Annotated in this window: 29 protein-coding genes and 1 pseudogene; 8 read left to right on the forward strand and 22 right to left on the reverse strand. The window is 59.5% G+C overall.

Annotation, left to right across the window (positions count from 1 at the left end; translation table 11 throughout):
* Positions 1-548: pseudogene (locus tag A7Q26_RS13795) on the forward strand (hypothetical protein); the annotation flags it as partial.
* Between the two features lie 90 nt (positions 549-638).
* Here the strand turns inward: A7Q26_RS13795 and A7Q26_RS13800 are convergent.
* The 5 genes from A7Q26_RS13800 to A7Q26_RS13820 form a co-directional block, all read right to left on the reverse strand.
* Positions 639-1,742: a PIN domain-containing protein gene (locus tag A7Q26_RS13800; protein ID WP_157102551.1), complete on the reverse strand. Its 1,104-nt coding sequence runs from the start codon at positions 1,740-1,742 to the stop codon at positions 639-641.
* A gap of 111 nt (positions 1,743-1,853) precedes the next feature.
* Positions 1,854-2,738, reverse strand: coding sequence for a hypothetical protein (locus A7Q26_RS13805; protein WP_066860625.1), 885 nt, complete (start codon positions 2,736-2,738; stop codon positions 1,854-1,856).
* Between the two features lie 173 nt (positions 2,739-2,911).
* A complete protein-coding gene (locus A7Q26_RS13810) occupies positions 2,912-4,840 on the reverse strand; it encodes a DUF3732 domain-containing protein (protein ID WP_066860628.1) in 1,929 nt (642 codons plus the stop codon).
* On the reverse strand, positions 4,837-5,340 hold the full coding sequence (locus A7Q26_RS26325) for a three component ABC system middle component (RefSeq protein WP_066860631.1): 504 nt from the start codon (positions 5,338-5,340) through the stop codon (positions 4,837-4,839). Before A7Q26_RS26325 ends, A7Q26_RS13810 begins: the two co-directional genes overlap by 4 nt.
* The gene (locus A7Q26_RS13820) at positions 5,321-6,523 is read right to left on the reverse strand and encodes an ABC-three component system protein (RefSeq protein ID WP_066860634.1); all 1,203 of its coding nucleotides are present in this window, start codon (positions 6,521-6,523) and stop codon (positions 5,321-5,323) included. Before A7Q26_RS13820 ends, A7Q26_RS26325 begins: the two co-directional genes overlap by 20 nt.
* Before the next feature lie 127 nt (positions 6,524-6,650).
* Here A7Q26_RS13820 and A7Q26_RS13825 point away from each other — a divergent pair, with 127 nt between their 5' ends.
* Positions 6,651-7,370 (forward strand): hypothetical protein, encoded by a 720-nt coding sequence (locus A7Q26_RS13825; RefSeq protein ID WP_066860637.1) that lies wholly within the window; start codon positions 6,651-6,653, stop codon positions 7,368-7,370.
* Between the two features lie 204 nt (positions 7,371-7,574).
* Here A7Q26_RS13825 and A7Q26_RS13830 read toward each other — a convergent pair whose 3' ends face one another.
* From A7Q26_RS13830 to A7Q26_RS13870, 8 genes are all read right to left on the reverse strand, one after another.
* A complete protein-coding gene (locus tag A7Q26_RS13830) occupies positions 7,575-8,495 on the reverse strand; it encodes a nucleotidyltransferase and HEPN domain-containing protein (protein WP_066860779.1) in 921 nt (306 codons plus the stop codon).
* Positions 8,495-8,932, reverse strand: a complete 438-nt coding sequence (locus A7Q26_RS25185; RefSeq protein ID WP_066860640.1) for a TA system VapC family ribonuclease toxin — start codon at positions 8,930-8,932, stop codon at positions 8,495-8,497. Before A7Q26_RS25185 ends, A7Q26_RS13830 begins: the two co-directional genes overlap by 1 nt.
* On the reverse strand, positions 8,929-9,153 hold the full coding sequence (locus A7Q26_RS25190; RefSeq protein WP_066860643.1) for a CopG family transcriptional regulator: 225 nt from the start codon (positions 9,151-9,153) through the stop codon (positions 8,929-8,931). The genes A7Q26_RS25185 and A7Q26_RS25190 overlap by 4 nt, the downstream gene beginning before the upstream one ends.
* Before the next feature lie 68 nt (positions 9,154-9,221).
* Positions 9,222-9,620: a hypothetical protein gene (locus tag A7Q26_RS13845; RefSeq protein WP_084439125.1), complete on the reverse strand. Its 399-nt coding sequence runs from the start codon at positions 9,618-9,620 to the stop codon at positions 9,222-9,224.
* Between the two features lie 16 nt (positions 9,621-9,636).
* Positions 9,637-10,542: a phytanoyl-CoA dioxygenase family protein gene (locus A7Q26_RS13850; protein WP_066860645.1), complete on the reverse strand. Its 906-nt coding sequence runs from the start codon at positions 10,540-10,542 to the stop codon at positions 9,637-9,639.
* Between the two features lie 12 nt (positions 10,543-10,554).
* The gene (locus tag A7Q26_RS13855) at positions 10,555-11,169 is read right to left on the reverse strand and encodes an acyl-homoserine-lactone synthase (RefSeq protein ID WP_066860648.1); all 615 of its coding nucleotides are present in this window, start codon (positions 11,167-11,169) and stop codon (positions 10,555-10,557) included.
* A gap of 279 nt (positions 11,170-11,448) precedes the next feature.
* On the reverse strand, positions 11,449-12,207 hold the full coding sequence (locus A7Q26_RS13860) for a LuxR family transcriptional regulator (RefSeq protein WP_066860650.1): 759 nt from the start codon (positions 12,205-12,207) through the stop codon (positions 11,449-11,451).
* A 645-nt stretch (positions 12,208-12,852) separates the two neighbouring features.
* A complete protein-coding gene (locus A7Q26_RS13870; RefSeq protein WP_066860654.1) occupies positions 12,853-13,128 on the reverse strand; it encodes an HU family DNA-binding protein in 276 nt (91 codons plus the stop codon).
* 280 nt (positions 13,129-13,408) lie between these two features.
* Here A7Q26_RS13870 and A7Q26_RS25595 point away from each other — a divergent pair, with 280 nt between their 5' ends.
* The 6 genes from A7Q26_RS25595 (at position 13,409) to A7Q26_RS13895 (ending at position 16,159) form a co-directional block, all read left to right on the forward strand.
* Positions 13,409-13,738 (forward strand): hypothetical protein, encoded by a 330-nt coding sequence (locus A7Q26_RS25595; RefSeq protein ID WP_066860657.1) that lies wholly within the window; start codon positions 13,409-13,411, stop codon positions 13,736-13,738.
* Between the two features lie 110 nt (positions 13,739-13,848).
* Positions 13,849-14,034: a hypothetical protein gene (locus A7Q26_RS24630; protein ID WP_084439127.1), complete on the forward strand. Its 186-nt coding sequence runs from the start codon at positions 13,849-13,851 to the stop codon at positions 14,032-14,034.
* Between the two features lie 144 nt (positions 14,035-14,178).
* On the forward strand, positions 14,179-14,502 hold the full coding sequence (locus tag A7Q26_RS25600) for a hypothetical protein (RefSeq protein WP_066860659.1): 324 nt from the start codon (positions 14,179-14,181) through the stop codon (positions 14,500-14,502).
* On the forward strand, positions 14,489-14,734 hold the full coding sequence (locus A7Q26_RS13885) for a helix-turn-helix domain-containing protein (RefSeq protein WP_066860663.1): 246 nt from the start codon (positions 14,489-14,491) through the stop codon (positions 14,732-14,734). Before A7Q26_RS25600 ends, A7Q26_RS13885 begins: the two co-directional genes overlap by 14 nt.
* Positions 14,735-15,110: 376 nt before the next feature.
* Entirely contained in the window at positions 15,111-15,632 is a 522-nt protein-coding gene (locus A7Q26_RS25195) for a hypothetical protein (RefSeq protein WP_157102552.1), read from the forward strand.
* A gap of 191 nt (positions 15,633-15,823) precedes the next feature.
* The gene (locus A7Q26_RS13895) at positions 15,824-16,159 is read left to right on the forward strand and encodes a hypothetical protein (RefSeq protein ID WP_157102553.1); all 336 of its coding nucleotides are present in this window, start codon (positions 15,824-15,826) and stop codon (positions 16,157-16,159) included.
* A 1,125-nt stretch (positions 16,160-17,284) separates the two neighbouring features.
* On the opposite strand, the gene A7Q26_RS13900 is transcribed toward A7Q26_RS13895, so the two are convergent.
* The 9 genes from A7Q26_RS13900 to A7Q26_RS13940 all read right to left on the reverse strand — a co-directional run bounded on the left by A7Q26_RS13900 (position 17,285) and on the right by A7Q26_RS13940 (position 26,214).
* Positions 17,285-17,842: an ankyrin repeat domain-containing protein gene (locus tag A7Q26_RS13900; protein ID WP_084439129.1), complete on the reverse strand. Its 558-nt coding sequence runs from the start codon at positions 17,840-17,842 to the stop codon at positions 17,285-17,287.
* Positions 17,832-20,039 carry a catalase gene (locus A7Q26_RS13905; protein ID WP_066860672.1) on the reverse strand — a complete coding sequence of 736 codons (2,208 nt, stop codon included), beginning with the start codon at positions 20,037-20,039 and terminating at the stop codon, positions 17,832-17,834. The genes A7Q26_RS13900 and A7Q26_RS13905 overlap by 11 nt, the downstream gene beginning before the upstream one ends.
* A gap of 378 nt (positions 20,040-20,417) precedes the next feature.
* Complete coding sequence (locus A7Q26_RS13910) at positions 20,418-21,377, reverse strand: NAD(P)/FAD-dependent oxidoreductase (protein ID WP_066860675.1); 960 nt, start codon at positions 21,375-21,377, stop codon at positions 20,418-20,420.
* A 3-nt stretch (positions 21,378-21,380) separates the two neighbouring features.
* On the reverse strand, positions 21,381-21,932 hold the full coding sequence (locus A7Q26_RS13915; protein ID WP_066860678.1) for a PRC-barrel domain-containing protein: 552 nt from the start codon (positions 21,930-21,932) through the stop codon (positions 21,381-21,383).
* Positions 21,933-22,611: 679 nt separating this feature from the next.
* Positions 22,612-23,124 (reverse strand): hemerythrin domain-containing protein, encoded by a 513-nt coding sequence (locus tag A7Q26_RS13920; protein WP_066860679.1) that lies wholly within the window; start codon positions 23,122-23,124, stop codon positions 22,612-22,614.
* A 114-nt stretch (positions 23,125-23,238) separates the two neighbouring features.
* Positions 23,239-23,640, reverse strand: a complete 402-nt coding sequence (locus A7Q26_RS13925; RefSeq protein ID WP_066860788.1) for a DUF6766 family protein — start codon at positions 23,638-23,640, stop codon at positions 23,239-23,241.
* Positions 23,641-23,817: 177 nt separating this feature from the next.
* A complete protein-coding gene (locus tag A7Q26_RS13930; protein WP_084439130.1) occupies positions 23,818-24,402 on the reverse strand; it encodes a DUF4142 domain-containing protein in 585 nt (194 codons plus the stop codon).
* 25 nt (positions 24,403-24,427) lie between these two features.
* The gene (locus A7Q26_RS13935) at positions 24,428-25,621 is read right to left on the reverse strand and encodes a zinc-dependent alcohol dehydrogenase (protein WP_066860681.1); all 1,194 of its coding nucleotides are present in this window, start codon (positions 25,619-25,621) and stop codon (positions 24,428-24,430) included.
* Positions 25,621-26,214, reverse strand: a complete 594-nt coding sequence (locus A7Q26_RS13940; RefSeq protein WP_066860684.1) for an SRPBCC family protein — start codon at positions 26,212-26,214, stop codon at positions 25,621-25,623. Before A7Q26_RS13940 ends, A7Q26_RS13935 begins: the two co-directional genes overlap by 1 nt.
* Positions 26,215-26,616 lie beyond the last annotated feature (402 nt).

Below are 26,616 nucleotides of genomic sequence, written 5' to 3' on the forward strand. Positions count from 1 at the left end.
CAGCGCAAGGCCATCTTCAACAAACCAGCATCATATTATCTGAAAAGGGGGTCCCTCTTCGACGCCGATCGGGGGTCCCTTTTGAACGCCGTTTGACAGCCAAGCCATGGGCGTGCTCGCTTAGCCAGATCGATTGGGCGGCCGAGGGATATGAGGGCACGAAATTGGGTTATCTCGCCCAAGCAGCCGGTTTCTTTTACGAGCGCCACCGGGCCGTGCATGACTGTCTCGCGACGATCGAGCTGCTCGCGGCGCCGCTTCCCCGTTCCCGGGTCAGCGGCCTCAGTCGGCTGCTCGATGCAGCTCGCCTTCCCAACGTTCGGATATGGGCCGAAAACTCGCCGTACGAAACGAAGGACGTGTTGAAGGTGCGGGGCTACCGTTGGAATGGCGAGCCGGGATCCCAGCCGAGAAGCTGGTATATCGATGTTCCAGAAGCCCTGCAGGAGGCCGAGCTCCTGTTTCTCAAGACAGAGATCTACAAGCGCGAGCTGGTGCTTCCCATGCGCCGGATCGATGCTCATGACCGCTTCTCAGATCGCGTCTGAGGTCGAGGAAGCGATGCTCCAGCATCTGCGCTGAGCATGAAATCGGGAGCCCGCCCATCACTGGCAGCAGGTCGATACTCTTCCTAAAAGTCAGGGATTGAATGGATCGATCACTCCGAAATCAACGCGCAATTTGGGCCGGTCGACAAACACCTGCCGGACTTCACCCAAAACATGCTCGTCACGCGTGACTGTCAGCAGCACTTCATATTCGATCGTTCGCGCGACGTCCCGCCGTGCAGCCGCGAATTCCATGCCTTCATCCTGTACCGTGTGAGAGGCATAAAAAGAGAAGTCAGCGATGAAGATAACGCGGGCTTTCACCTTGAATACGAAAGTTACGCTTTCGGCGTCGGCTTCGACCACCACCGGCTCACCGGCGGTCTTGAAATCGATTTCGTCGAGATCTTCAAGTTCGGGCTTTGCCTCATATTCGAAAGTCGACTGGATTTCGGGCACAAAATCTAGCACGCGGAAGCGCGCGCGAAATGCGGCACGTATCGGTTCATAGAAGAAGTGGTTCTTTCCGCGTTCCCGTAAAAGGCGCCACACTCCCTCGGCACGCGCACGGCCCGAACTGTTGATGCAGGCCAATGCCGTTTCGAGTTCTTCCACGCAGATAAGGCGGGCGGACCCGGCACAATAAGATTGCCACCCCTTGTCCGCGCTTACGCATAGGATTTCCTTGTTGCGCCGCTCGGCCAGAGCTTCCAGACTTAGCAGCGCCAAGGCGTCGGGGAATTCATATTTCTTCTGCTCGCGCTGTTCGAAGGGAGGCTTGCAGGCGAAGTAGAGGTCACTTGCCTCCGCGGCGAGGTTTTTTGCCCCGGATAGAGATATCTGCTTGCCATCTGTTAGAGCAAGGAATTGGTCGACCTGCTTCTGGGCCTCAACATATGAATCCTGAAGTGGTGGATCTTTAGGCTCATCCGTCTGCCAATAGCGGCGAAAGTCGGTCAGCGCCTTCACCAGACTAGCGCGGCTCTCGAGAGCCCGCCGGCTGATATGATCGACAATCTCGCGCGCGACGACCTCAGGCAGCAGCAGTTGAAGCTTGCTGCCGGCCAGTTGCTGAAGCGGTAAAAGCCTGTGATGCTTGAGGTCGCAGCCAAACCTGTCGAAGATCGAGGTGTCAATCGCCAAGCCTAAAATGGTACCGCTTCTTATCCCTGCTTCAATTTCCGCATTGTTCATTTGGGGCATCAAGGTCTCCGGATCAGATCGTCCAGCTTCAAGGTCAGCGCGATATCGAAAGGCAGCGGCACTGGTCGAGGGGCCGACGTTGATCCATAATCTTCGCATCCATCAGCGATCCTCCCTTGGCGAGCGCTTCGGCTTAGTAGTACGTCGATTTGTGAAGCTCATGGACATCTCGGTCCCTGCGCCCGCACGCTTATAGTATTTGATATTGTCTTCCAGAGCCTTGGATTCGTCGGCCCATGTACCCGGTGGGGCTAAGGCTCCTAAATCGAAATCGTTCGCGATCAATGCTGCGACCATGCCGGGATATCGGCGCGCATGAAAATCCCAAGTGGTGAGCGCCTTAGCCCGTACGATCGGGTCGTCATGCGAGCGCATCAATCGATAAATGTCCGAGAGGTAGCGCACGCCCTCTGGTAAGTTTGGAGAATGATCGGAAACAATCGAACTCGGGACAGGATACTGATCACCGGATGCCTCGTGCAGGTATTCGAGAGGACGGCTTAGATAGACAAACGAGAAATCATCGGCGAAAGGCGCGAGCCTAAAGAAGCGGCTGTAGGGCAGACAGGACGAATGAAGGGCTAAACCCATCATCGGCAACCGCTTTTCAGCGAGATAAGCTTGAATCAGCGCCATGCCGTAAAAGCATTCAACGTTTTCAAGTCGGTAGTGATGGAAATCGCCCGCTAGTAGGACCGCCCTGAACCAAATATCTTGGCCTACCAGCTTATGATACAGGTCCTCTGCAAACTCAGTTAAATACCATACAAAGAAATTTCTCTCTTCATCATTTCGGGCCTCTCGAGGATTGTAGACGAGTACCGTGTCTGAGAACACGATCGTCTTGAAAGCGTCGTCCTTGTGGGCGTTTAACTTGTTTAAAATAGAGTACGTCCGCGCGACCTTGCGCGGATCATTTTTCGTCATCTCGGAAAAGCCGAGAATATCGATATAAAGTAAAAACCTCTCCGGTTCTGCCTTAGACATCACCGTCCCCCATAGCTCTGTTCCTTATACAAGGCTGCTGACTGGTCTCTTCAGTTCTTCAGATTTCTTGATCAGAATCTCAAGGAAGCTGCACTTCCTGCGATCAATTACTGTGTCTTGGCGCCGGCAAAGCACCGCACTGCCACGAGCGCGGCAATTGCAATCGAACCACGTCACCGACGTGAATCGATCCAATGCTGAGGCACGAGTCCCTCACCTCGCCAGCGGGCGACAACCGCATCCGCGAACCATTGATCCCTGAGGTCAGCATGGTCGGTGACGATCAGCTGAAAATGGGGCGACAGTTCCTCTGCGACGTCGAACATCAACTTGAAAAGCTTGAAGACCGCCTCACGGTCCGCGTCCGGAAGAATGGAGATGTCGCCTTCGCGATCCCGTTCTGCCGGATAATGCGCCTGCGAGGGCTGATCGAAGAAAAGGAAACCTGGGACAGGACGATCCTTCTGCCTGAACCATCGGTGCAGGGCGAGATGGGCTAGGACGTGATAGCCTACCCAGTTTTCTCCACTGCCCATTCTGAAGAGCGGAACGGGCCCGTCGAGCGTGTCCGCGATAACGGCGAGTTGTCGAATATCTAGGCGCAGCCTGCTGCCACTGTGCTCCAGATCCAGTTTCTGAGAATCCTGCGTCATGAACTCGCCGATCAGGTTCAGTATCGACGTAAGGCGCTCTGCGGTGTTCTCGGGATCGACGAGTCTCTCCAGTGCAGCGACGCGCCTGCGGACCTCGTCAAGCTCGTCGGCCGAAACCGAAGTAGCGGGCGGTGGTGGGAGGGTCTCGAGGAAGTAGGCGATCCGGCCCAGAGTACGAGCCAGCCGGAGCTGACCATCCCGTTCCGTCCGAAACGCATCGTCCAGCTTAGCGAGAGCGTCGATCCGGCCCTGGTTACGCTTAAGACCGTCCTCTATGTCGTTCTGCTTTAGAACAAGGTCAGCCTGCGCTTCTTGAAGCCGAGGCACCTCGCGTTGGACTTGGCTTAGCTGCTCGTCGATGCCGTTGAGAGTTTCATTCATCTCTATGGCGGAAGGGACGTGCACATCGGACGATCCACACAGCGCGCAGGTCTCAACGTCGCCCTTCGCAATTAGACCCAGCGTCGCCAACCGGCCCCGCTGTTCCTCAGCTTCGCGCGCGAAACTACCGGCCACATCCTCGACGTTTCTGAGTTGGCGCAGGCGCTCCTTGACCGCAGTCAGCTCACGCCGAAGCGATGACCGCTCACGACGCAGAATTGCGATCGGCTCCGTCGAGTCTGGAGGCACGGGAACCTCCTGTATAACGGGATTGATCGCACGCAGGTCTGTGAGCGCGACATCGCTGGCAGGCGGCGGCCCCGACGGAAGCAATCCAACGGATTGGGCTTCACGGAAAATATCCTCGGTGCGAGCGATCGACATGTTTGCCAGCTGCTGTCGTTCATCCGCCGCCTTTTGCAGCTTTCTGAGTTCCTTCTTCTCGATATCTAACTGGACTTTGTGGCGCAGCAAATCTTCATCAATAGCTCCCAGGAAATAGGGCAATACGTCCTTGATCGTCTGCGGAAGGAACGGTTCACCCTGCCGATGAAAAAGGATCTTACGACTGTCGATCTCGTCCTGATCCTGGATACAGAACATCAGGGCATGACGGATGTTGGCGCTGATCGGCTTGCGGGTCTGACCATCTGGGACGGTTGTCTGATTCTCGGCGATACCAACAGACGACGTGAGAATGGTCTCGATGTCGTCAACGCTCAGATTGGGCTTCCAGCCAACGGTGTTGGGCATCTGCAAATCGGTCCCTACCGCATAGTAAACGTCAGGATCGCGGGTTTTCGGCGGTTTGGGATTGCGACGAGCGAGAAATACCCGACTGCCTCCCCGATCGAGCAGTATGCCGTACCAAGCCACATGCTGACGAATTACACCGTCCGAGACATGACATTGATCGCGGCCGAAACAGAATTCAATGATGTCGATGAGCGACGACTTTCCGGTTTTCGACGCGCCCGTGATGATGCTCAGGCCGGAAGGGTTAAGGCTCACCGAGCTCAGTTCGCCGTTATGTCCATAAACGCCGATTTCCAGTATTCTAAGGCTCAAGGGGTCACTCCAAGCATCGAGAGTATAGTGGACTGGCGGTCGTCCTTAGGGAGCCAGCGGCCGACGAAACGGGCGGCTTCGTAACAAGCACGAACATCGTCCGTGTCCGTGGCGAGACGCGGCGGGTCTGGACGGAACCGATGCGGGCCCGGTCGCAGTCCATCCCCAGCGATCGTGAGCCAGTCCTGCGTGCAGCCGAACTGTATGGCCTCGCGCGCGGTACCGACTAGTTCGCGCGACCTGTCGGCAAATTCGCTGGCATGTTCAGGATGCGACGTGACCCACGTTGTCATCCTCGTCTTCAATGTCGGCAAAGCACCTCGCATCCCGGCGTTCAGGACGATCGGAAGGACAAGGAAGCAATGGGCCAGGGGCATCGCGCGCCCGTCGCCGCCTCCTTCTTGGTAACCGCGGCACGCCGTGCGTAGCAGAATGGCGCAAAAAGCAGGGTTGAAAAGGGTCTGGTCCTCAATTGACCTCTCATTCCACGCCGGGTTCATCGTCGCCTCCCGCGCTCGTGCCGCCTAGCCGCTCGGTGAATTCCGGATGCCATCCGATCCGTCGCTCATCCGACAGCATGTGGTAGGATCCTTGCGAGACGTATGCTTCGCTAACCTCTCGTATCGGAATGCAGTTGTTGGTCGTCGTGGAGAACACGTCCATGCCGATACCGGCGAGTTCCGCCTCGGACATGCCCGTCTTTACTCGTGCCTCTGCCACACCCCTACGACGCTGCCAGTGCTCGGTTAGCTGCCGACCGTAATCCGTGAGCTCGTTCTGCCTCAGCAACCCGTCGCGGGCCCACCGGGACCGCTGCTCACGCGCGCGAAAGTAATCGATGATGGCCATTTTCTGGCCCGTGGGCCCGAGGCCGATAAGCTTCAACTGTTCCACGAAGGGGCGGTTCTCTAGAAAACCGATTGCTTCGGCGGAAGGGTCTGCTGCTCCGTAGTCGAGCGGAAGGCGCTCGGGTCCGAACTCCTCCCGCAGATCGTCCACCTTCGAATCGATCAACGAGACTGGTATTAGCTTGCCGCCCAGCGTCGAGAGCGCGTCGATTACGATCCCAAACCACCAACCCTCCAGCCGCTCGACGAATGCCGCGAGGTGATCGGGGCGACAAGCACGCTTCACGCTCAACGCAAGGGCATCGGAAACATCGACGATAGTCGGCGAGGCGTCGAGCATCTCTACCATGTCGAGAATCTGCTCGCGCATCTCCGGCGACTGCTCCAGAAACAGCTTCGTTGCCCATTCAACCTTGGTGTTCTTCGATTCCTCCGCAGCCAGCGCCAGCTTCGTGGCCGCGCCTGCAACATTCCGTGTCTTGGGGTCAGGGCGGAGAAGCGACACAGCGGTATCAGGACCTAGCCTGGACGTTGTAACGAAGGTCAGTCGCACCTTCCCTAGCTCGGCGGGGTGATCAATCACCCGCTTCGTCCAGATCCCAATGGTATTCCAAAATTGCCTTGCCTTGTCGCCCATCGCTTTGGGTCGCAGGCTGTGCTTGGCCTGCAGCAATTCAATGGGGGATCCGTCCGTCGAAAAGGATATGTCGTCGAAGCATTCGATCGACACCTCCAGACCGGGCGTAACGTCTTGGCGCCTCAGGGCAGCCAGCAGGGCGTACCGACACTGGTACAAGTATCCGCTCGCCGAATCTGCAGCCGAATGATCCGCCATGTCTTCCCCCTTTCTTCGAGACGCTATCTGCTTTTCCCCGCCGGAGGCAAGAACGACTTTGATAAGTTTGGACAACTTAACGATTTGGCATACGGGCGCATGGGTTAGCCAGCACGGGAGAATATCGATGAAACTGGAATTTCACTGCTGGAAATGCCCGAAGGACGCGCCGGGCCGCCGGATAACAGCAGCGTTCAGTGAGCAGGGCTACTATAGCTTCAGATGCGCCCATGGGCACGTTCATGACATCGTGACCGGAACAATGCTGTTCGAACTTCTTGCCGAGACAGGAATGCAGGCCATTGTCGACGGCTACTTTCGCGACGCCATCGCGTCGTTCATGGCCTCCTACGAAAGGACGCTGCAATTTTATATCGACGTAGTTTCGCGCGCAAAAGACATCGATCCGGCGACCGCCGATGCCACCTGGAAGCACGTTTCGAGTCAATCTGAACGCCAACTCGGAATGTACATCGGGCTCTATCAGCTCGAAAACAACGCGGTTCCACCGCTTCTCGCCCAGAAGCATGTGAACCTGCGGAACCGAGTGGTACACCAAGGTTACCTGCCATCGGAAGAGGATGCTGTCTTGTTCGCGCAAGCGGTCGTTGATTTGCTGCAACCGCTTCTGAACGGGTTAATGCAGCGCTATACTGCCCAGATCGAATCTTTCATCGCGGCCCAGACAGCAAAAGGCGCAACAGCGGCATCCGCTGCCCAGCGCACGCATAATGTCTTCTTCGAGTTCCTGCTCCGGTTCGATACCGAGGCCGACGACTGGAATCGTCCACCCGCCGACATCAGAGCCGAGCTAAAAGCGCGACGCGATCTCCCGTCCAAAGGTTGACGCGCTTGTCCCAGCTGTTGCCCTCAAAGCCGCCACTAGACCGCGCGAAGAACGGCGGCTTTCACCTTTCCGGTGTCCAAAACCGGACAGATCACAAAGTCCCCGTCCTTGCCGTTGTGGGGCCTCTGGGTTTGACGTTGGAAAAGGTGTCCGAGCCAATGCCAACGCACTATTCACGATGCAGCAGCCCTATATTCCATCGCCTCAGTGGGCAGCATTCTTGCGGAGATTCGCGATATGAGCCGTGCATATCTGGTGGGTCAGCTGCCCCAGAATTTCGATCCGCTCGGCGAGCCAGTTCAATTCCTCAGAGGTGATCCGGTAATGCTTGGAGTACCGCGCCTTCACATAGGCGTCCTTGAGCTTCTGGAACATCGCGCGTTCCTTCCGGGTACCGCGCGGCCAGACGTCGAATAGAGATTTGTCCCGGCCCTCGGCCTGAAGTCGCAGGAACGCGACATTGTGATCGTAAGGCGTATAGAACGTCAACGTGAGCAGGATGGCCTGATACAGTGCCTCTGTAGTTCGATGGAACAGGAACGCCGCCTGTTTGTGGAAATTTCGCTCAACCGCAACCTTTGCGAGTTCGAAATTGCTCATCGCGTCCGGGAAATATTCGTCAAAATATTCCTGGGCGGCCTCCAGCGCCTGGTTAGGCGTCTTGGGCTTGGGCTTGGCTAGTTCGCGACTGTCTCCGTCATAAAGTGCGATGCCTTGTTCGGCGATCTCCATGAAGAAGACCCGGCCATGGGCAAGGCCCTGGTTCACCTGCTGGAGCGAATGGACGATGAAATGCACCGGCGTGTTGATCCGCTTCTCGATGAGGTAGGCGTCGAAAAGCCTCTGCTCCGCTACCGACCAGTATGCGGCGACGTCGGCCATCTCCTTCTGGTTGACGACCACCAGTATATCCATGTCCGACTTGTACTGATTGGCGTCGAACGGCGCATCGACCCAGTCGCCTCGCGCATAGGAGCCGAACAGGATGATCTTGAGGATGCGCGCCGATTTCCGCCGGCCCGTCGCATTTTCGGTCGCCTCGCGAAATTCCGCGAACAGAATGCGAACGACCTCCTCGAGCTCGCGCTGCTTGGCCGCGGGGAGATGGTCGAGGTCCGTGCGCATCATTGATGTCCGATGAGGTGAAGGGCTGCCTTGCCGCCGCTGACGGCCCGGGGCGAAAGCCGCCGGTCGAACGTGGCAAGCTTGCCATCATGCGCCACGGCAAGCGCGAGGAGATAGGTGTCGGTAACCTGCGCAGAGGTGAGAAGCTGGCTCTCGTCGACCCGCTCGTCGGCCAGCAGGCTGATATCGTCAGCCCAGAAGCTGTGCCCTGGCAACTGCCGCATCTGCCCGATGATGCGCGCCACCTCGGCTGGCGAACCGGGAGTCGAGGGATATTTGACGTTCCCCACGATGCGGACGACCCCATTTTCGGTGATGGGGCAAGTCGCCCAGGCCCTGGCGCCGATGGACTCGAACCAGTGATGCGCGGCATCATGGCCGACATGATTGGGATCGATCAGAGCAACGAGCACATTGACGTCGAGAAGATAGGTCACGGCGCCTCGTCTCGCAGCGCATTGACGATCTCTGGCGTCACCACGACGCCGGGTTTCGCGGCGAGGAGAGCGATGCCGTTGCGGCTGCGTGCGGCTTCGGGGGCGCGCAGCGAGCGGCGGGCCAGATCGGAAACGACCTGGCCGATCGAACGGTTCTGATGCTCCGCGATGGCGCGCGCGGCTTCCATCACATCATCATCTATGACCAGCGTCGTACGCATCGGATCATCCCTGTCGCATCTGTCATCACGCATCATATGAGATGCGCGGCGGCGACGCAACTCCCGGCTCACGGGGCCCATCGTGCAAGCCCGTCCATGATACGGTCCAAAGCGTGCCGGGTGTCGTCCGTCATGGTGACGATAATCCGCCGCTTGTCCATATCGTCATGCCGGCGTGCGAACACCCCTCGGGCGGCAAGCTTTGCTGCCCAACGGTGTGCGCTGGAATCCGGTATGCCGGCCGAGAGGCAGAGCGCAGACTGATAGACGTCCCGTCCTTCGCTCTCCGCTTCATAAAGTTCAAGCAGCATATCCCAGTTGAAATTGGCACATAATTTCTGCCCAAAGGCTGCCTGCACCAGCCGCCGTTCCTCCATGAGGGCCCGGCAGATCCGCGCGCGATCCTGGCGTCGAGCCTTTTCCGATTCCTGCGGACCGATGGGCTCGCCTTTCCTTGTCATGTCCATGCGTGTCCGCCTTTCTTCAGGACGGAGCGACGGAAGACGACAGTCCCTCGCGGCGATAGGCCTCGATCAGCGCATGCTGCTCGTCGCCCAGCGCGTCGACGGCGCCGACCTTGGCATCGGGATTGCGCAGCATCGTTGAGGGACAGCGGCCCTCATAATTGCCGAGGTTCGGACGATGGATGCGATAGCCGACGAGGTCCGAAAGGTCCGGGTCGAATTGCCTCGCCACGTCAGGTGGATAAGCCAGCCACTGCAGCTCATAGGGCTTGAGCCAACCCAGCGCATAGCTGACGATCATGCCGCGACGGGGGTTGTCGGTCCTGTTGGCGCCGCCCGCGTGAAGCGTCGATCCGAGAAACAGAAGGGCCGAACCCGGCTCCATCTCGGCAACAATCGCGTCGTCGGGATCAAGGATCATCTCCTGCTGCCGCCGGTGGCTGCCCGGCCAGAGCCGCGTGGCGCCATTGTCCGTGGTAAAGGATGTGAAGGGCCACATCACATTGACCAGGAATTCGACATGGAGGTCGGGATCAACCAAGCGGCTGCACGGCCACATGTCCTGATCGCGGTGCGGCACCTGCTCGATCGAGCCGGGCATGAGTTCGATCGCCTGGGTGAGGTTGAGCGCGACATGGTCGCACCAGGGGCCAAGGATCCTGCGGACTACCGCCAGTATGAGGTCATGCTGGACGAAGGCCTGGGCATGCGGAGAGCGATTGAGCAGGCTGCCGAACCTCTTCGTGTCATTGCCGTAGAAGGGACCGGTGGAAGCCGCAGCCCTCTCGAAATCCGCGGAGAGATCCTCGGCGAGGTCTCGGGCGGAGGCGGCGGGGAGGGCGGCAGGAATGATGCAATAGCCCTGGTCGAGCAGGGCGCTCGCGTGACGATCGGCGAGCGGGGCAATGTCGGGTAAATTTGCCATGGTCGCTTCTCCTCAGGCCGCCGCAGCAGCCGCGAAATGAACGGGTGTGTCCTGCCAGACGCCCGCTTCGGCCATGCGCGACGGGGTGTCCTCGTCGATGCTGATCTCCATGGCGCCCGTCATGCCGCAGGGAAGCATCTGCGGGAGACCGAGCGGGCGACATTCCCAACCGAAGGACAGGATCTGGCTGAACCAGGGCATGTCGGCGACGCAGCAATAGTGCTCGATGCCATTGTCGAGCGCGAAGCGCGCCGCCATTGTCACCAGCCGGTTGCGGACCTGCCGTCGCTGCGCGGCCATGAGGTCGCGCGACAGGCAGAAGCGCGAGATTTCCCAGACTGCCTGGCTGGCCGGGGGACCGGCCTCGCACAGGAAATCGAAAATGTCGCCGAGCAGCGTCGGGCCGCTGGTGGGCAGCAGCCGCATGGAGCCCAGATGCGTGCCGTCCGGCTCGGCCGCGATCAGATAGAGGGTCTGCGGCCCGTCGAACTGGTCGATCTCATATTGGCCCTCGAGAACCGGGACATCCCAGCCCAGAAGATCGACGAAGACGCTCTTGCGCGCCGCGTACATCGATCGCAGCGCTGCATGTTCCTGCTCGCGACTGCCCTCAATGATATGGGTCATTCTGGCTCCCTATCTGCTGTTGCCTATTGCCGGTCGAGGTTCGCGCAGATGGGGGAGGGGAGCCATCCCGCGAAAAAGGGGGATGGCGGGCAGCGATGACCAGGGGCATCATCGGCCCACGGATGTGGGTCATTGGACGCCGTTATGGCGTGACAGGCGACGGCGGCGCTCCGGGCGCATGCGGGCGCATTCGGTCAGACCTCATGTCTGCCGTTACGGGCCATTCAGGGGCAGCAGCGGCCAGGCCGATGCCCAACGCCCGGGCTTCTCCGCGTCAGTCTAGGAGCGGCAAAAGGACCTGTAGCAGATCTGCCCGTCGAAAAGGCATCGCGCTACAAGCTCCGTGCGCTTGAAGACATCGTAGCGCCGCATCGCATCCTCCACATAATCCCGCACCGTGTGGTGGGAGAGTTCGAGGATGATGCCGATTTCCCTGTCCGTCTTGCCGCAGGCGACAAGCGCGATGCAGTCGAGCTGTCTGGGAGTGAGCGTCGGCACGCGATCGTTGCCGGTCGCAAGGCCCCAGCGCTTGCACTGGATCCGCCGCGCGGCTTCGAAGGCGAACATGCCGATGACCTGCACCGCGCCCAGCAGTTGCGCGGTAAGCTCGATCGGCCCGCGTCCTCCAAAGGAGCAGGTGCCGCGATATTCGCCGGGCGAATGCACTGGAACGGTGAGGCCCTCGACGAGGCCGAAGGGGCGGGCCTCGTCGAGGATGCGCAGCTGACGTTGGGTCAGGCTGATCATCGAGGGAATGAGGCTCCAGAGAAAGGCGGTGACCGTCCGCGTGCTGGCCGCGTGGACCGGATCGTCAATATAATAGTTGCTGAGCAGCGAGCGTTCGACCCATCCCTCATGATAGTTCATGATGATGGTCGCTTCGCGGGGCGGCCCGACCAGATCGACATGGCTGACGAGCGCGAACTGCTCGCAGCCGATCGATGGCGTGATGTCGCAAAGCAGGGCCTTCAAGGCAAATTCGTCTTCCACGATCCGGCAATTGCCAATGAACTCGCTGAGCTGTGGACCGATATACATGGGCGTTCTCCTCACTAGGGGCAGCGCCTTTGGGCAGTCTTCTCTCCAGGCAGGGTGGCGCGCAAGGACGCGCCATCTGCGTTGCACGCGCCGGGGCATTTCCGGTCGCATGTCCCGCTCACCGCGTGGCTCTTGCCCTCAGCCTGCTTGTGCAACCGGCTGGAATCCTTCGCTCTACGGGACCGTTTGAGGGTATCTTCCCTCACCACCGATGGTAGTGGGTTTTCGTCCGAAACGGGATTTTGTGACATTTTCATGAATGACCGTTGCAGCGTCGCAACGATTTTTCCCAGACGGTTTCCGGGATGATGAGCTTTCATCCACATTGACCCTCATCCACTTCGACTTTCCCGAGGGTCGTGAACCGGGCGAATACGCCGTCGCGACCCTATCAAGGCATCGCTGGCGTGACGGGGACGTCCCCGTTAAGCGGGCGAGGCTGACGAAGGGCAGCATTGGCAGGAAGCTTGAACGGAAGGAGGGGGAAGGCATTATCGCGACCGCGACTCGCGTCGCATCCGGACAGCAAGTGCGCGGAACTATGGCGCCCCATAAAGAAAGCGCCGGACGATCGATCTGATCGGCCCGGCGCTGCTTCCGGAGTGCTGATCGAGGTGCGGCCTTAGTCGGCCGAGCCCGTCCGGTTCAGCCGTTCAGCCGGTCCTTGAGGGCCTTGGCAGGGGTGAAGCCCAGCTTCCTGGAGGCCGCGATGCTGATCGTCTCGCCAGTGGAAGGGTTGCGGCCGTCGCGCGCGGCGCTGTGCTTCACCTTGAACTTGCCGAAGCCGGGTACGGAAACCTCCTCATCCTTTTCGGCCGCCTCGGCAATCTGCGCGAAAAGTCCGTCGACGACCTTCTTGACGTCGGTCTTGGCTAGACCTTCATTGGTTGCGATCGTGGCGATGAGGTCGGAAAGCGACATGGATACTGGTTCCTGTAATGCGAATTGTGGCCTTGTTCGTTGCCAAAACGGTGACCGGCCGTCGAGGGGGCGACTCGGCGACTTTCCTGCCCGAAGCCATTGTTCAGCGCTTTTCAGAGGGCGATTGAGACAGAGCCGGTGGCGGCGAGACGATCCGGGCGGGGGTCGGTTTCTGGCCTTGGGATGGGACCGCGGATTTAGTAGCGGGAGATATTGGCTCCGGAGCGGGCGGCAGCGCTTTGAGCGCCTGAACGGCGGCAGGGGCGCCGACACGGATCGCGTGCTGCAGGATGTCGCGAAAATCCCGCTCGCCGACCGCCTCGATGGGAAGCTCGACAACGATCGCACCATATCTTGCGCGAAGCGCGCTGCGCGCCGCCGCAATCTCCTCCTGCAATCGGCGCTGGCGCGCTTCGAGGTCGGCCAGGCGCTCACGGTCATTCTGTTTGGGCATGATCCATTTTTCCTTATGGGTCTGCCCGCCGATGTCGAATGTGGCACGATTTCATGCCGATGCAAGGTCGGGGTAGAGCGCTTTGGCAATCTGGGGGGCAAACATGGTTTTGCTGATCCCGGCGTTGCTGGCTCGATGAAGGGACGTTGTTACTGACGCGGTGGAATTCAAAGCTGGGCCTCGCTGGCAGTGCGTGATGACCGCCCCGGCAGATCGGCCTATATGAAGGGCTTACACCCACGCCGTCGCGCCGCTATCGGGGCGACATGAGCATCATAGCAACCATCATGAACTCGGCGACGGGCCAGCCCATCCAGAAGATGACTTTCGGACGCATGCCCATGCCTTGGGCGACCTTCAATCTCGAGACGGGCGAGCGGGTGACCGCGGACCGGGTCCATGTCGGCAAGCGCGCTCCCGGCCAGTTTGTGGCGCCTGTCGAGGTCTCGTGACGCCCAAGGGATGAGAGCGCATGGAAGGGGAAAGGCAATGGCAGCGCGCGATCCTGACATGAGCGGGAGGCAGGTATCCATGATGGGGGACGCCGCTGTTTCTGGATGGAGGTGGGACGGGTTGAGGCGAGCTTTGTCCCTGCCATGCTGATACGCGCCTCTACACTTCTGGGCCGCCAGGTGCGCGCGGTCATTCGGCTCTCGGGTGGCGACCTTTCGGGCGTCTTCCGGCTCGATCTCGGCAATGGCGACACGGCCATCGCGAAACAGGCGCCAGATGTCTCGATCGAGGCGCGCATGCTGCGGCACCTAGCGCTTCGCAATGTGCCAGTGCCTGGCGTGATCGCACAGGATGGCGATCTCCTCATCATGGAGGATCTTCCCTCTTCGCGTGGCGGCGTCCCACCCTGGGCGGAGCTTGCCGAGATACTGGACCAAATGGCTGCTCGCGGCCATGAGCCGCACTGATGCCTGCGAGTTCGCCATGACCCAAGAACAGCTGGCAGAGATGCTGGGTGTCAGGCGTACTTTTGTAACCGGTGTCGTCAAGAAGCTTCGTGATGAGGGCACGATTGCAACGCGTCGCGGCGTTTTCACGGTGAAGGATGAAGATATGCTCCGGCGGACGGCATGCGAACGCACTACCGCGATCAAGAATTATTTGGATACCGTTCTGTATGGCACCTATCCGTCTGGCTGACCTGCGCTCGAAGCATCGTCGCAAGGGACTCCACGTCCCTCCGCCCAGGCCTTTTGGGACGTCCCGGCGGCGTGGCCGCCCTTCCAAGACTCGCGTACTTGGGCGTTCAGCAGCCTCCGGTCGGCAGTTGGCCTGCCTGTAAGGAATTTGGCATGCGGCCAATCATAATGTCTATTTGATTGCGTGTATCGGACCGAGAGCCAGATAGTCTACGCTGCGCACTTTGCCTTTCCGCTCAAGGGCACTGGCCTGACAGTGCGCGTTCCCCTTTGACAGCAGATTTGCGCCCTCCCTGGTGTTCAACGGAACACTCATGCGCCCGCTCCGTTAGGTCTCAGCCACAATGATGGCCAGACATTAGAAGAGGATCGAGGAAATGGTTCAAGCATCAGCGCTTTTTGACACCCATGCTGAAGCCGAACGCGCGGTTTCCGACCTGCGCGCGCTAGGCGTGACCGACACCGACCTATCGGTCATTGCCCACCATGGTGGCACAACGACGACGCGCTCAGGGGATGGCGAGATCACCGATGAGCATCATCGAAACATCCTTCGCGGCATCCTGGGAGGCGGTGCGCTCGGGGCTGGTCTGGGGGTCGCGGCACTCGCAATTCCTGGTGTGGGTCCGTTGGCCGCCGCCGGCGCCATCGCGGCTTCGGCTGTTCCTGAAGCGATCGGCCTTGGCGCTGTTCTTGGAGCTGTCGGGGGCAGCTTGAACGAAGTGCTCACCAAGCATGGCATCGAAGAAGAAGACGCAGCCTATTATAACAGCGGCCTCAAGGATGGCAGGGTATTGGTCACTGTGAACGATGCAGGCATTGACGGGGACCTCGTCCGCGACGTTCTTTATCGCAACGGCGGGCATAATGCTGCGCGGGCTAGGGCTGCCACTCTGTGATGCTGTGTGGCCGGGGGCGAGCGTTCCCGGTCGCATTCTGATCACCAGTTTCGTAAGCGGCGGGCAGGGACAATTAGCCTCACCTGCGATCTGGAAGTTCCATCAACGGTCCGCCGCCATGCATGCCAGTCAAGCGCCAACTGGTCCGACGGCTCGAGATTGCCCTTTCGACCTGCAAAGGATTCATGACCATGACCAAAGACGACAGCAAGCCATTCTCGCCTCCGGTATATGGCGGGGGTGAGAAGACGACCGGGGAACAGTTGAAGAACACGCCTTTGATTGACACTGACGGACCTGACAGAGGGCATAGAGCCCGGGAAGGATCCGGCGCTGTTGCCGGTAGCGGCGCGGGTGCTGGAGGCACGGCGATCGGCACGGAAGACTATGATGAGGATAGTGCAGGGGGAGGGGGCGGTCCGCCGATCGATGCCGGCAAAGGGCATAGGGCGCTGCCTGACATCAAGAACGAGGAAGGCGGCGCGGGAGAAGACGTCGATCTTCCTCCAGGGTCTTCGTCGATGTAACGCCGAAGTGTCGCGGGGCGTTCCCGCACACCCGTTGGCCACGCTTGGAATCCGCCGACCCATGCTCGTCGTTGTTCTGCCGTTTGCCCTTGCGCATCGCGCGTCCGCCGGGCCGGTAGTCCCCATCAAGTGCCTCGCCCCGACGCCAGCGCAGGTGCTGTCGGCTGAGCTCAAACACGATCAAGCTTGTCCGGGCGTCTGCGAAGCCGGGGGAGCCTGAGCGCCCATCGAAATGGATCGGTGTGCTGGAGCTCGGTGCCGATCATATCGCGGACGAAATTCTGGGTACTTCCGTCGATGTCGGCTGTTGGTGAACTGAGGAGAGCGCAAAATGTCCGAAAGGATTGTGTCGATAGGGTTTCTGACTGAGCGGGACTTGGTAAAGTTGGGGGAAGGGTTCCGACGCCACTTTCCGATCGCGAAGGACGACGTGTTCGCCGACCTTATGGCAAAGCTAGACAAGGCTCCGTTCGATGCCAAGCTCGACCCCAAGACCGGGCGGTAAGCATTGCCCAGGAGTGAAGCGGGTGGTGCCTGTCCACGTTGGGGCGGCGACAGGTTAAAAGCATGCGCTGCGCGGCCTCGACACGACCTTCGGCTGGCGCGAATCGGGCATGGAACGCACCGTCGCAAGTGCCCAACGGAGAGATGTCGTGTGGAAGATAAGGAATGAGCAGAGGCTGCGACGGCGTCAGCACCGTGGTAACGCGTACCATTTTGAGCACGTCGCGGTTGGAGCGGAGCACCACTTGCCGGGATCCGATCGCACTTTCAACGTCCAGGGCGAGTCGGGCACCCTATGGCTTGCAGCTCCCGCGGATGCACGCGCAACCGTCCCAGCAGTGGGCGAGCCATAAGGCAATGCCTCCGCTGTCGGGACCGCTGCGCGCCAGATGAACGGCCAAAGGAAATCATGACCGGCTCTGACATCGGAGGATTGATCGCCAAGGCTCAGCATCGCAATCTGCCACAAGCCCTTTCTCAGTTCGGCGTGCAGGGCAACGGCACCGCGCTGGCGGCATCGGACCCGTGGCCTTTCATGACGGGCTCATACTTCGGTTACGGAGAGCCACCGCGTCGATCTCATGCGTACCGCGCTGCTTACACACTGGTGGCCGCCTCACTTCACGCGAGTACGCGGCGTCTGGCCTTAAGCCGTCCGACCATCAATTTGTTGCTTTGTGTCTCCGCCATCGAGATCGCGCTGTTGCCCGCGGCATCCTGAACATGAGGATCGCTGCCACGATCGATCAACAGGTCGACAATCGCGCTATGGCCGAAGAGTGCCGCCATCATCAATGCCGTCTGACCCGCCGAATTGGTGACGTGGGGGTTGGCACCGGCGTCGAGCAGCAGTGCGGCAATCTGCGTATATCCCTTGAATGCAACGCCCATGAGCGCCGTGTTACCGCGAACGCAATCCTGTTGATCGACCGGCGCGCCTTGCACCAGAAGCGCCGCGGTCGCGGCTTCATGCCCGTGATAGCTTGCGAGAATCAAGGGCGTGTAACCCTTCGGGTCCAGCGCCGTGATGTCTGCGCCCGCCTGAAGTAGCGCAGCAATCATATCGTCACGACCTAGCCGCGCCGCATCGAACAGCAACTCCTGGATGCGCTCTGGCGAGGGCAGTGACGAAGGCGCCTGATCGTCGTTCGCTGGGCCACCTATTGCCTCACTTGGCATCGAGATCAACCTTCAACTCCCGCGGCCAGTAGCGCAGACCAGCGATCGCCTCCACGAAGGCAGCCGCGTCCTTGGCGGTCGCAAGCGCGAGGCAGGCTTCGTCAAGATCGTCAGCGATGCCACCCTTGTCGAAGATCGGCTGGGCTTCTTTGGTCAGGCCGATATATTTGCAGTGACCGAAGGCATCGCGCACGAAGTCCTGCGTGGCAGCGTCGGTCGCGAGCAATGCAGCGCCATGGTCCGAAACGACAACCGCCACCGCGTCGAAAAGAGTGGAGGGCCCGCCGTCGATTTTCTGCTTGGCGGCCACCTTCGTGCCGTCCGAAAGGGCAACCCCGCCGATCTTTGGAGCAATCACTTCATAGATCGCGCCGACCTTATCGATCGCTTTCACCAGGCCCTTGAACACGCCCACATCGGCCCCGTCGCTCAGCAGAATGCCCAGCTTACGGCCTTTGAAACTGGGCGGCCCGTTCTTGACGATGGAGAGGGCGTCGGAGGGCGGCAGATCGGTAATGGTCGGCCGGGCCGCCTGAGCCGGCACAGGAAGTTGCGGCAAGCCCAGGCCATCCGCCACCGTGGCGGCAAGGCCATCGTCGATGTTGAGCAGGTGTGAGACCATCCGGGCACGGATGTCGGGTCGTTCGACCTTGCTCAGCTCGAAGACGAGCGCATCGGCGATATGCTTCTGCTCGATCGGCAGCTGGCTGATATAGAAAAGGCGCGCCTGACTGTAATGGTCAGCGAAGCTTTCCGGCCGGATCCGCAGTTTGGCGCCATCCTCAGTCGCCGCGAAGCTTGTGAACCCGCGGACCGGATCCTCGCGTGGGCCGCCGATCGTGGCACCCCAGCTGTTAGGCTCGTAGTTCACCCGCCCCCGTGGATTGGTCATCGCCATATGGCCATCCTGCTGGAAATGGGCGACCGGGCATTTAGGCGCGTTGATCGGGATGTGCGTAAAATTAGGTCCACCTAGCCGCTTGAGCTGGGTGTCAAGATACGAGAAGTTGCGGCCCTGCAGCAGCGGGTCGTTTGTGAAGTCGATCCCGGGCACGACGTTCTGGGTGCAGAAGGCGACCTGCTCGGTTTCCGCGAAGAAATTATCGACGACGCGGTCGAGAACGAGTCGGCCGACCACGCGCACCGGCAGGATCTCTTCTGGGATGATCTTCGTTGCATCAAGAACATCGAATGGAAAGCTGTCCGCGAACGCCTGATCGAACAATTGCACGCCAAGCTCCCACTCTGGGAAATCGCCGCCGTTGATGGCATCCCAGAGGTCGCGGCGATGGAAGTCCGGATCGGCGCCATTGATCTTGACGGCCTCGTTCCAGAGCACCGACTGCAGACCCTGTTTAGGCTTCCAGTGAAACTTGACGAAGGTTGAATTGCCCTCGGCATCGACGAGGTGGAAGGTGTGCACGCCGAACCCTTCCATCGTGCGAAAGGAACGGGGGATCGTACGGTCCGACATGATCCACATGACCATATGCATGCTTTCCGGGGTCAGGGTGATAAAGTCCCAGAAATTGTCATGCGCCGTCTGCGCCTGCGGAAAGGCGCGATCGGGGTCGGGCTTGGCTGCGTGAATGAGGTCCGGGAACTTGATCGCGTCCTGAATGAAGAAGACGGGGATGTTGTTGCCAACCAGATCCCAATTGCCCTCATTGGTGTATAGCTTGACGGCGAAACCTCGAACATCACGGGCGAGATCGAATGATCCCTTCGATCCGGCGACCGTTGAGAAGCGCACGAAGGCGGGGGTGCGTTCGCCGACACGCTGGAAGATGTCTGCGCGGGTGACGTCGGCCAGGCTGTCTGTGAGCTCGAAAAAGCCATGCGCGCCATAGCCGCGGGCATGAACCACGCGCTCGGGTATGCGCTCATGATCGAAGTGGAAGATTTTCTCGCGGAAGTGGGGATCCTCCAGGAGCACTGGCCCGCGTGCCCCCTGCTTGAGGCTGTTCTGGTCGTCCGCGACCGGGACGCCCTGCTGCGTGGTGAGTACCGCAATGTCGCCTTCCGCTGCCTGGTGCGTTTCGCCACCATCACTCTGTGGCTCGGCAAAGCTTTCGGAAAGGGCCGCGTCAGCGGGAATGGAAGAGGCCTTCTGGGGAGATTCTCCTGACAGCGGTGCACCGGGAGCGATGTCGGCTGGAATAACGCCTTTCCGAGGTGCCGCGGGTTTCTTGGCCATGAGAAGCTTCCTTTTGTGAACATTTGTGGCGCGCTCTATGAGACAAGCCGTGCCTCCGATCACTTCAAACCTGCAACTTGAGATACGGTTGCGGGCGATGAGTAAAATAGATGATGTTTGAAGCGAGCCAAACTATTTCACTTACATAAGTTAATACGCGCCCTTGGTGTGCCAATTCTACAGTTAAAATGGCAGCTCTTCTGCTCTGTATCCTCCATGGCGAAACGAAGATGAAAAAGGCGTTTTGGCCTGTAGGCCCTCGGCCCCTTTGATACGCGGTTCCATAAGATCCTCTATGGGTGGACGTCGTATCGGGCATCAGCCTGCGAAGACGTGGCACTTGATGCGTGCATTCCGCCCCATGAGCGAAGCGGTAAGCTATCGAAGCAAGGCGGCCTTGCCCGCCAGGTCGTTGCGGATGGTCGTTGCGGCGACGGCGGCTTCTCCCATGGCGTGGCTGATCTGATCCAATCCTTTCGCGACGTCGCCGGCGGCATAAAGACCCAGAACCGTCGTGCGTTGGTGGCGGTCGATGACCAGGCAGCCGTCTTCGGTCGCTTCGGCACCCAGCGCGATCGCGAGTTCCGAGCGAATGACCGACCCCAAGGCGGGGTAACAACTCTCAAACCTCTCAATGCCCGATGGAGTTGAGATGAGGATGGCGTCACCTGACAGCGCAAGCGAACCACAAGGCCCGTCGATCATAGCGACGCCCGCGGCTTGCAGCCCAGCGCGTTCCTCCAGGGTCAACGCATGGGCCGCATCCGGCGCTATTAGCGCAACGTCGCGCGTGTACGTGCGAAGGAACATCGCTTCGTTGTAGCCATGCGTCGCGGTGCCAATCACGGCAACCTTTCGATCCGTGATCTCATAGCCGTCGCATATCGGACAATATCGCAGGAGACCCTGCTGCAAGGCTGTCCGATGCGATGCATCATCCATCTCAGGCCGGTTGTTAACGACGCCGGTGGCCAGCAGGACGGCGCTTGCGGCGATAGACTGCGTTTTGCATCGCGCATGGAAAACGTCGCCATTGATTTGCAAAGCCTCGACCGTCTCATCCTCGACGGTAACGCCGAACTCCGCAGCTTGCTCGCGCATCAGGCCAAGAAGCTTCACCCCAGGAATTCCACCAGGATAGCCGGCATGGTTGCGGGTCCGCGGGATCAGCGCTGCGCGGCTTTGACCGGAATCAACGACACGCACTTTGAGATGGAAGCGTGCCAGATAGATGGCGGCGGTGAGGCCTGCCGGACCGCCGCCAACCACCAGGACATCGACGGGATTCAAGCAGTCGCTAGACGGTGCCGACGCGGCGGCTTCTTTATTTGGTGCCATGCCCTATGCTGCTTCTAAACTTTCGAGCCGCTGGATGCGCGCAGAGTCCAGGTCGGTCACAAGCGTATCGCCCACCATCTTGACTTTGTCCCAAGGAAGCTTGCGCAGCGTTTCACCGACGCCGGCAATGCCGCCTTCGGCAATGATGAGATGCGAAAAGTGGCCGCTCGAACAGGCCGCCAGTGCATCGACGGCATGGGCTACGGTCGATCCGTCCGGACCGATGACGAGCATGCCTTCCAGTTTTGAGAAAGCGAGCAGGGTGTCCCCGCTTTCGGTCTCGCTGCGTTCCTGCTCCGCTTCGACCGTGTCGCTGATCCGCGTCTGCCAGCCTAGCCAGCGCCAGATACCGAACAGGTCCACGACCCCAAGAAAGATATTGCTCCAGAGCAACTGGGTCTGGTCCGTGGCCAAGCCAACGACGATCCACGCGATCGCGCCGAACGTGAAGACAACAAACCCCCATCCAGTCACACGCGGTCCGAGGTTCGATGCTGTCATGAGGGCCGCCAGGCATGTTGCGCCAAGTGCGACCCATCCCGCTATGTCACCCATTCATACTCCTCTTTCGTACTTGCCCGAACTCGCACCGTCTGCCTGTTGCCCCGCCAGACACCAAACGCGTAGATGAGCGGGATGGCGCGGGCCCAGCCCCATTATCTGAACAAGCTTGTCGGATTGCGGTAAAAGCACCGCTCTATCTTCCGGGGCCATCAAATCGTCCATCGTAGTCGTAGCCATCGGTGCGAGACGGTCGACATACGAAGCCCTACCGAACGGGTGCCGTGGCGTAGATCACTGGTCAGCTAGATTTGGGTATTCAATTGCCGGTTTCAAAAGCTTGTTGATAAAGAACCTTTTGGTGCCGGGAGCCAATTGCAGGTCGCCGAAGGGCGTGATTGCGATATCGAGGCCTTCGAATATCGCTGTGGCCCACAAATGGCGAGCAGCCTGCGAGCTTCAGAATAGGCGGTGGCGAGATCGGCGAGCTCGCTACCCTCAGGATACTCGATGCGGCTAGGCCCGGTGCATGGATGGATTTAAAATCGTTGCATCCTCAGCCGTCCAAGAAATATTTGCTGTCGTGCGTGATCTCTTACCGCAACTGTATCAAGGAATTGTCGCCCGACGTTCACCAGCGGAGTGAGTACCGCCATGATACCGACCACTGTTGCGAACGCAATCGGAGACGCCACATGTCCGACCGTCAGGAAGGCGGCCGGACATGTCTGCGTCAAGCAGCGATCAGGTTTACCACGCTGGGCTTCGCAGCTGGCAGGCCGGAGGTCTTGGCGAGCGCAAGCAACTCTTCCTTGCGCGCCATCATCTGGTCGCGCAGGGCGACGAGATCGACGTCCGTTTTGCGACATTGAGCGAACATGCCTTCCGACGGCATTTCCTCCTCATGGACATGATGCTTGATCTCCTCGGACAGCACCTTGACCTTGGCAGCGTAGAAATTATCTTCCCCTGAACCGGCTTCGATATCGTTGATCAGCACCTTGGCGCCATCATGCTCGACATAGGCCTCGTCCAGCGTGTCGTCCTCGATTTTTCCGCGAAACGCCGGATAGAAAATTTCCTCTTCGATCGACGTGTGGATCTTAAGTTCGGTACAGATTTGGTGCGCGATCTGCTGCTTCTTCGTGCCGGCCTTCGTCGCCTCGAACTGATCGAACAGCTCTTCGACCTTGCGATGGTCAGCTTTCAGCAATGCAATCGCGTCGGTGAATATATTGGTCGCCATAACGTCCTCCTGTTGCTTCGCTCCTGACAAAAAATCGATCACCCGCACGTTGTTCCAAGCGAACGACTCGAAAAAAATATCCGGCCATCTAGCGCCGCGCCCAATGCCGACACCTCACTCATGTCCTACATCATGGGCGTGAGGCTTTGCGTGGCCATGGGTCCGAAGATAGCGATCATCGATTGTGGCGATCAACCTTTCGGCCTCCGCGCCGCCGACAAATTTCATCAACTCATCAACTTTCGCTTCGAGGCGGTCGTCATTCTCCTTGGACGCCGGAGAGCCGATATACAGGAAATAGGCAAGTCCCAAGACCTGCCAGATGAGTTGCAGGAATTCCGACTGCCAGTTTTCAAACGTATCCCGGCCCATCTCGACGAGATAGCTGCCGACGTGCGCGACCTGCTGATGTTCACGCGCTTCCTCTACGAATGCATACCAGCCGAAAATCCAGTGCCCGGCAATCGACACAAGAAAGAAAAGGGCGGTGATCCAGCCATAGGCATATTTCTTCATGAGCATATTCCTCTTCATCAGCCTCGTGCAGCAGCCACGAAGAAGAACGCTCATCTACATTTGTCGTTCTCGCGCTGTCCCGATAATCCCGGCCCGATCATGGAGACGACCACAGCGGATCAGCGCCCATCTTCATGGCTGGTCTGCTGATCGCGAATCTGCCTATGATACTCCCTCCTATTTGCCCGGGAGCTTCTCGAGATGGGCGATATGCTCCTTGACGACAGGTACGATTTGCGCGGCTGTCTTTTTGAGCGCGGGCGTATCGCCAGTGCTGGCATAGCCCTCATGCAGGGCGAGCGCGGCATTATGTGCGATCCTCTGATTCTTGATATAGACGGCATCGATCGCATCGGCCGAGGCGGCCTCGATCTCGTCGAGCATCATCTGCTGGTCCGGGGCGAGGCTTGGCGATGCCACGGTGAGCTTGGCTTCAGCTGCCGCGGCCTTGACCTTGGCTGTCGACTGCTGATGAGCCTTCACCATCATCTGGGCAAAGTCGCGCAGCTTGGCATCCTTGCTTTTCTCGAGCAGAGCTTGGGACGATTCGATTTCGAACATGTCGCCGGCACTTGCTTTGGCAAGATAGCCAGATGCATCGGTCGGCGTGGCCACAGGGTCTGCCATTACGCCCCGATCGGCCATTTCCGACGCGCTGTTGGCGGAAATGGCATTCGCACCGACCTGATTATCGGATGTATCGGCACTATTGCACCCGGCAAGAACCAGAGCGCTTGCGGTGAAAAGGAAAAGAGAACGCATGTGCTAGTCTCCTATGGGATAAAGGTCAGGCGGCCTGCGCCAGGTCCATGCCCGGCTTCAGCACGATCTTGGTCACTTCGTTCTGCTTGTCATGAAACAGCCGGTAGCCTTGCGCCGCCTGTTCGAGCGGCATGCGGTGCGAGATGAGAAAGGTCGTGTCGATCTTCTCCTCCATGATCGCATGGAGCAGCGCGGGCATATAATGCTGAACATGGGTCTGGCCGGTCTTGAGCGTCAGGCCCTTTTCCATGAAAGCGCCCAAGGGGAATTTGTCGACGAAGCCACCATAGACCGCCGGCATCGAGACCCGCCCCCCTTTACGGCAGGCAAGGATTGCCTGCCGGATCGAATGGGTGCGGTCTGTGCCGAGGAAGGTCGAGACCTTGATCTGATCCCAGATATTGTCGGCAAAAAATCCGTGCGCTTCGAGGCCGACGCTGTCGATGCAGGCGTCCGGGCCGATACCGCCGGTCATCTCCATCAACGCCTCATAAGTCTTCGATTCTTCGAAATTGATCGTCTCCGCGCCGAACTTTTTCGCAAGGGCGAGCCGGTGCGGAAAATGGTCGATCGCGATGACGCGCTCTGCACCCATCAGGAAAGCCGACTGCACCGTGAACAGTCCGACCGGGCCGCAGCCCCACACCGCCACGGTGTCGCCGGGCTCGATCTGCGCATTTTCGGCAGCCATCCAGCCGGTCGGCAAGATGTCGGAGAGAAACAACACCTTGTCGTCGTCGACCCCGTCGGGAACCACAATCGGTCCCACATCGGAAAAAGGCACGCGCACATACTCGGCCTGCCCGCCTGCATAGCCGCCTGTCATATGGCTGTAGCCGAACAGTCCCGACATGGGCTGACCGTAGGCTGCCTGAGCGATATCCTGATTGTCCGCTGGCAGGCCATTGTCGCATGCCGAATATTGATGCTTGCTGCAATGGAAGCAGCTGCCGCAGGCGATGGTAAAAGGCACAACGACGCGCTGGCCCTTTTGCAGCGTGGATTTGGGACCGATCTCGACAACTTCGCCCATGAATTCATGGCCAAGGATATCGCCCGCCTTCATGGTCGGAATATACCCGTCATAGAGATGGAGATCGGAGCCACAGATCGCGGTCGATGTGATCTTGATGATCGCGTCGCGCGGGTTGAGGATTTCCGGATCGTCGACGGTATCGACGCGCACGTCATGCTTTCCATGCCAAGTCAAAGCGCGCATCAGGCCTCCTCCTCTTCCAGCTGCTTACAAGTCCAAGCGGCGGTCGCCACCTCGCCGGTCTCCATCAGTTGCTTGAAGCGGCGCAGTTCCCGCCGCGCCTGAATGGCAGGCTCGCGCTGAAACATGGTGGCGATGACCTTGCCGATGATGCCGGCTGGCGGATCGTAGAGGATCGTCGCACTGACCCAGGTGCCGCGCCCGCCGGGTGCATCGCGAAAATCGATACGCCCGCTATTGGGGACATCCGCGCCGTCTTCCGAGGCCCAGACGATGAATTCGTCCTGTTTCTCCTCGGTTATCGTAGCGATCCATTCGACCGTTTTTCCGGCCGGTGCCTTCACGACCCACCGGGACCGACGGTCACCGAGCTTTTCGACAGAAACCAGATTTTCCATAAAGCGCGGAAGATTAGAGAAGTCGCGCCAAAAGGCGAAAAGCTCGGCGCGCGGCCGGTTGATCGTGACCGTCTTGCCGATCAGCGCGTCTCCCTTACCCTCCACCAAGCTGGGTGTCGCACCAGCGACGGCATTACGCTGCTTTGACGTGGTGATCGGCGCGTCATCTTCGCGCGGCGGAACAAGCGTGTCGCTCATGCTGCTCTCCTGGCTGACGATGGCAATAGACCGTTAACCCGGTTCTTGGTGGCGCGTTCCATTTTTTAATGTTCGGAGCAGACGGAAAAACGCGGAAATTAACCTTGGTTAGGAGGAATTGTCGTGGGCCTAGGGGTACGGCCCGGTTTATGTGGCAGGCCGCGAACAAACCCGTGGGAATATGCCGATCGGGCACGCAAGATTTGCTTGGTCAGCGTGGGAATTACCCCCCAACGGTAGAGAATAAGAATGCAATAATAAGGGATGTTGCCAACATCCCTCGGTTCAACGCGCAAAGCACCGCGCCGAAGGAACTTAAGCCAAAGGAAGTCATTAGGACTACGCCACCGTCTCGTGATCGGTAGTTTGGGGGACCATGACCGACCGCCTGTCTGAGATTTT

This window comes from Sphingobium sp. TCM1, assembly GCF_001650725.1.
In the GTDB taxonomy this organism is placed as follows: domain Bacteria; phylum Pseudomonadota; class Alphaproteobacteria; order Sphingomonadales; family Sphingomonadaceae; genus Sphingobium.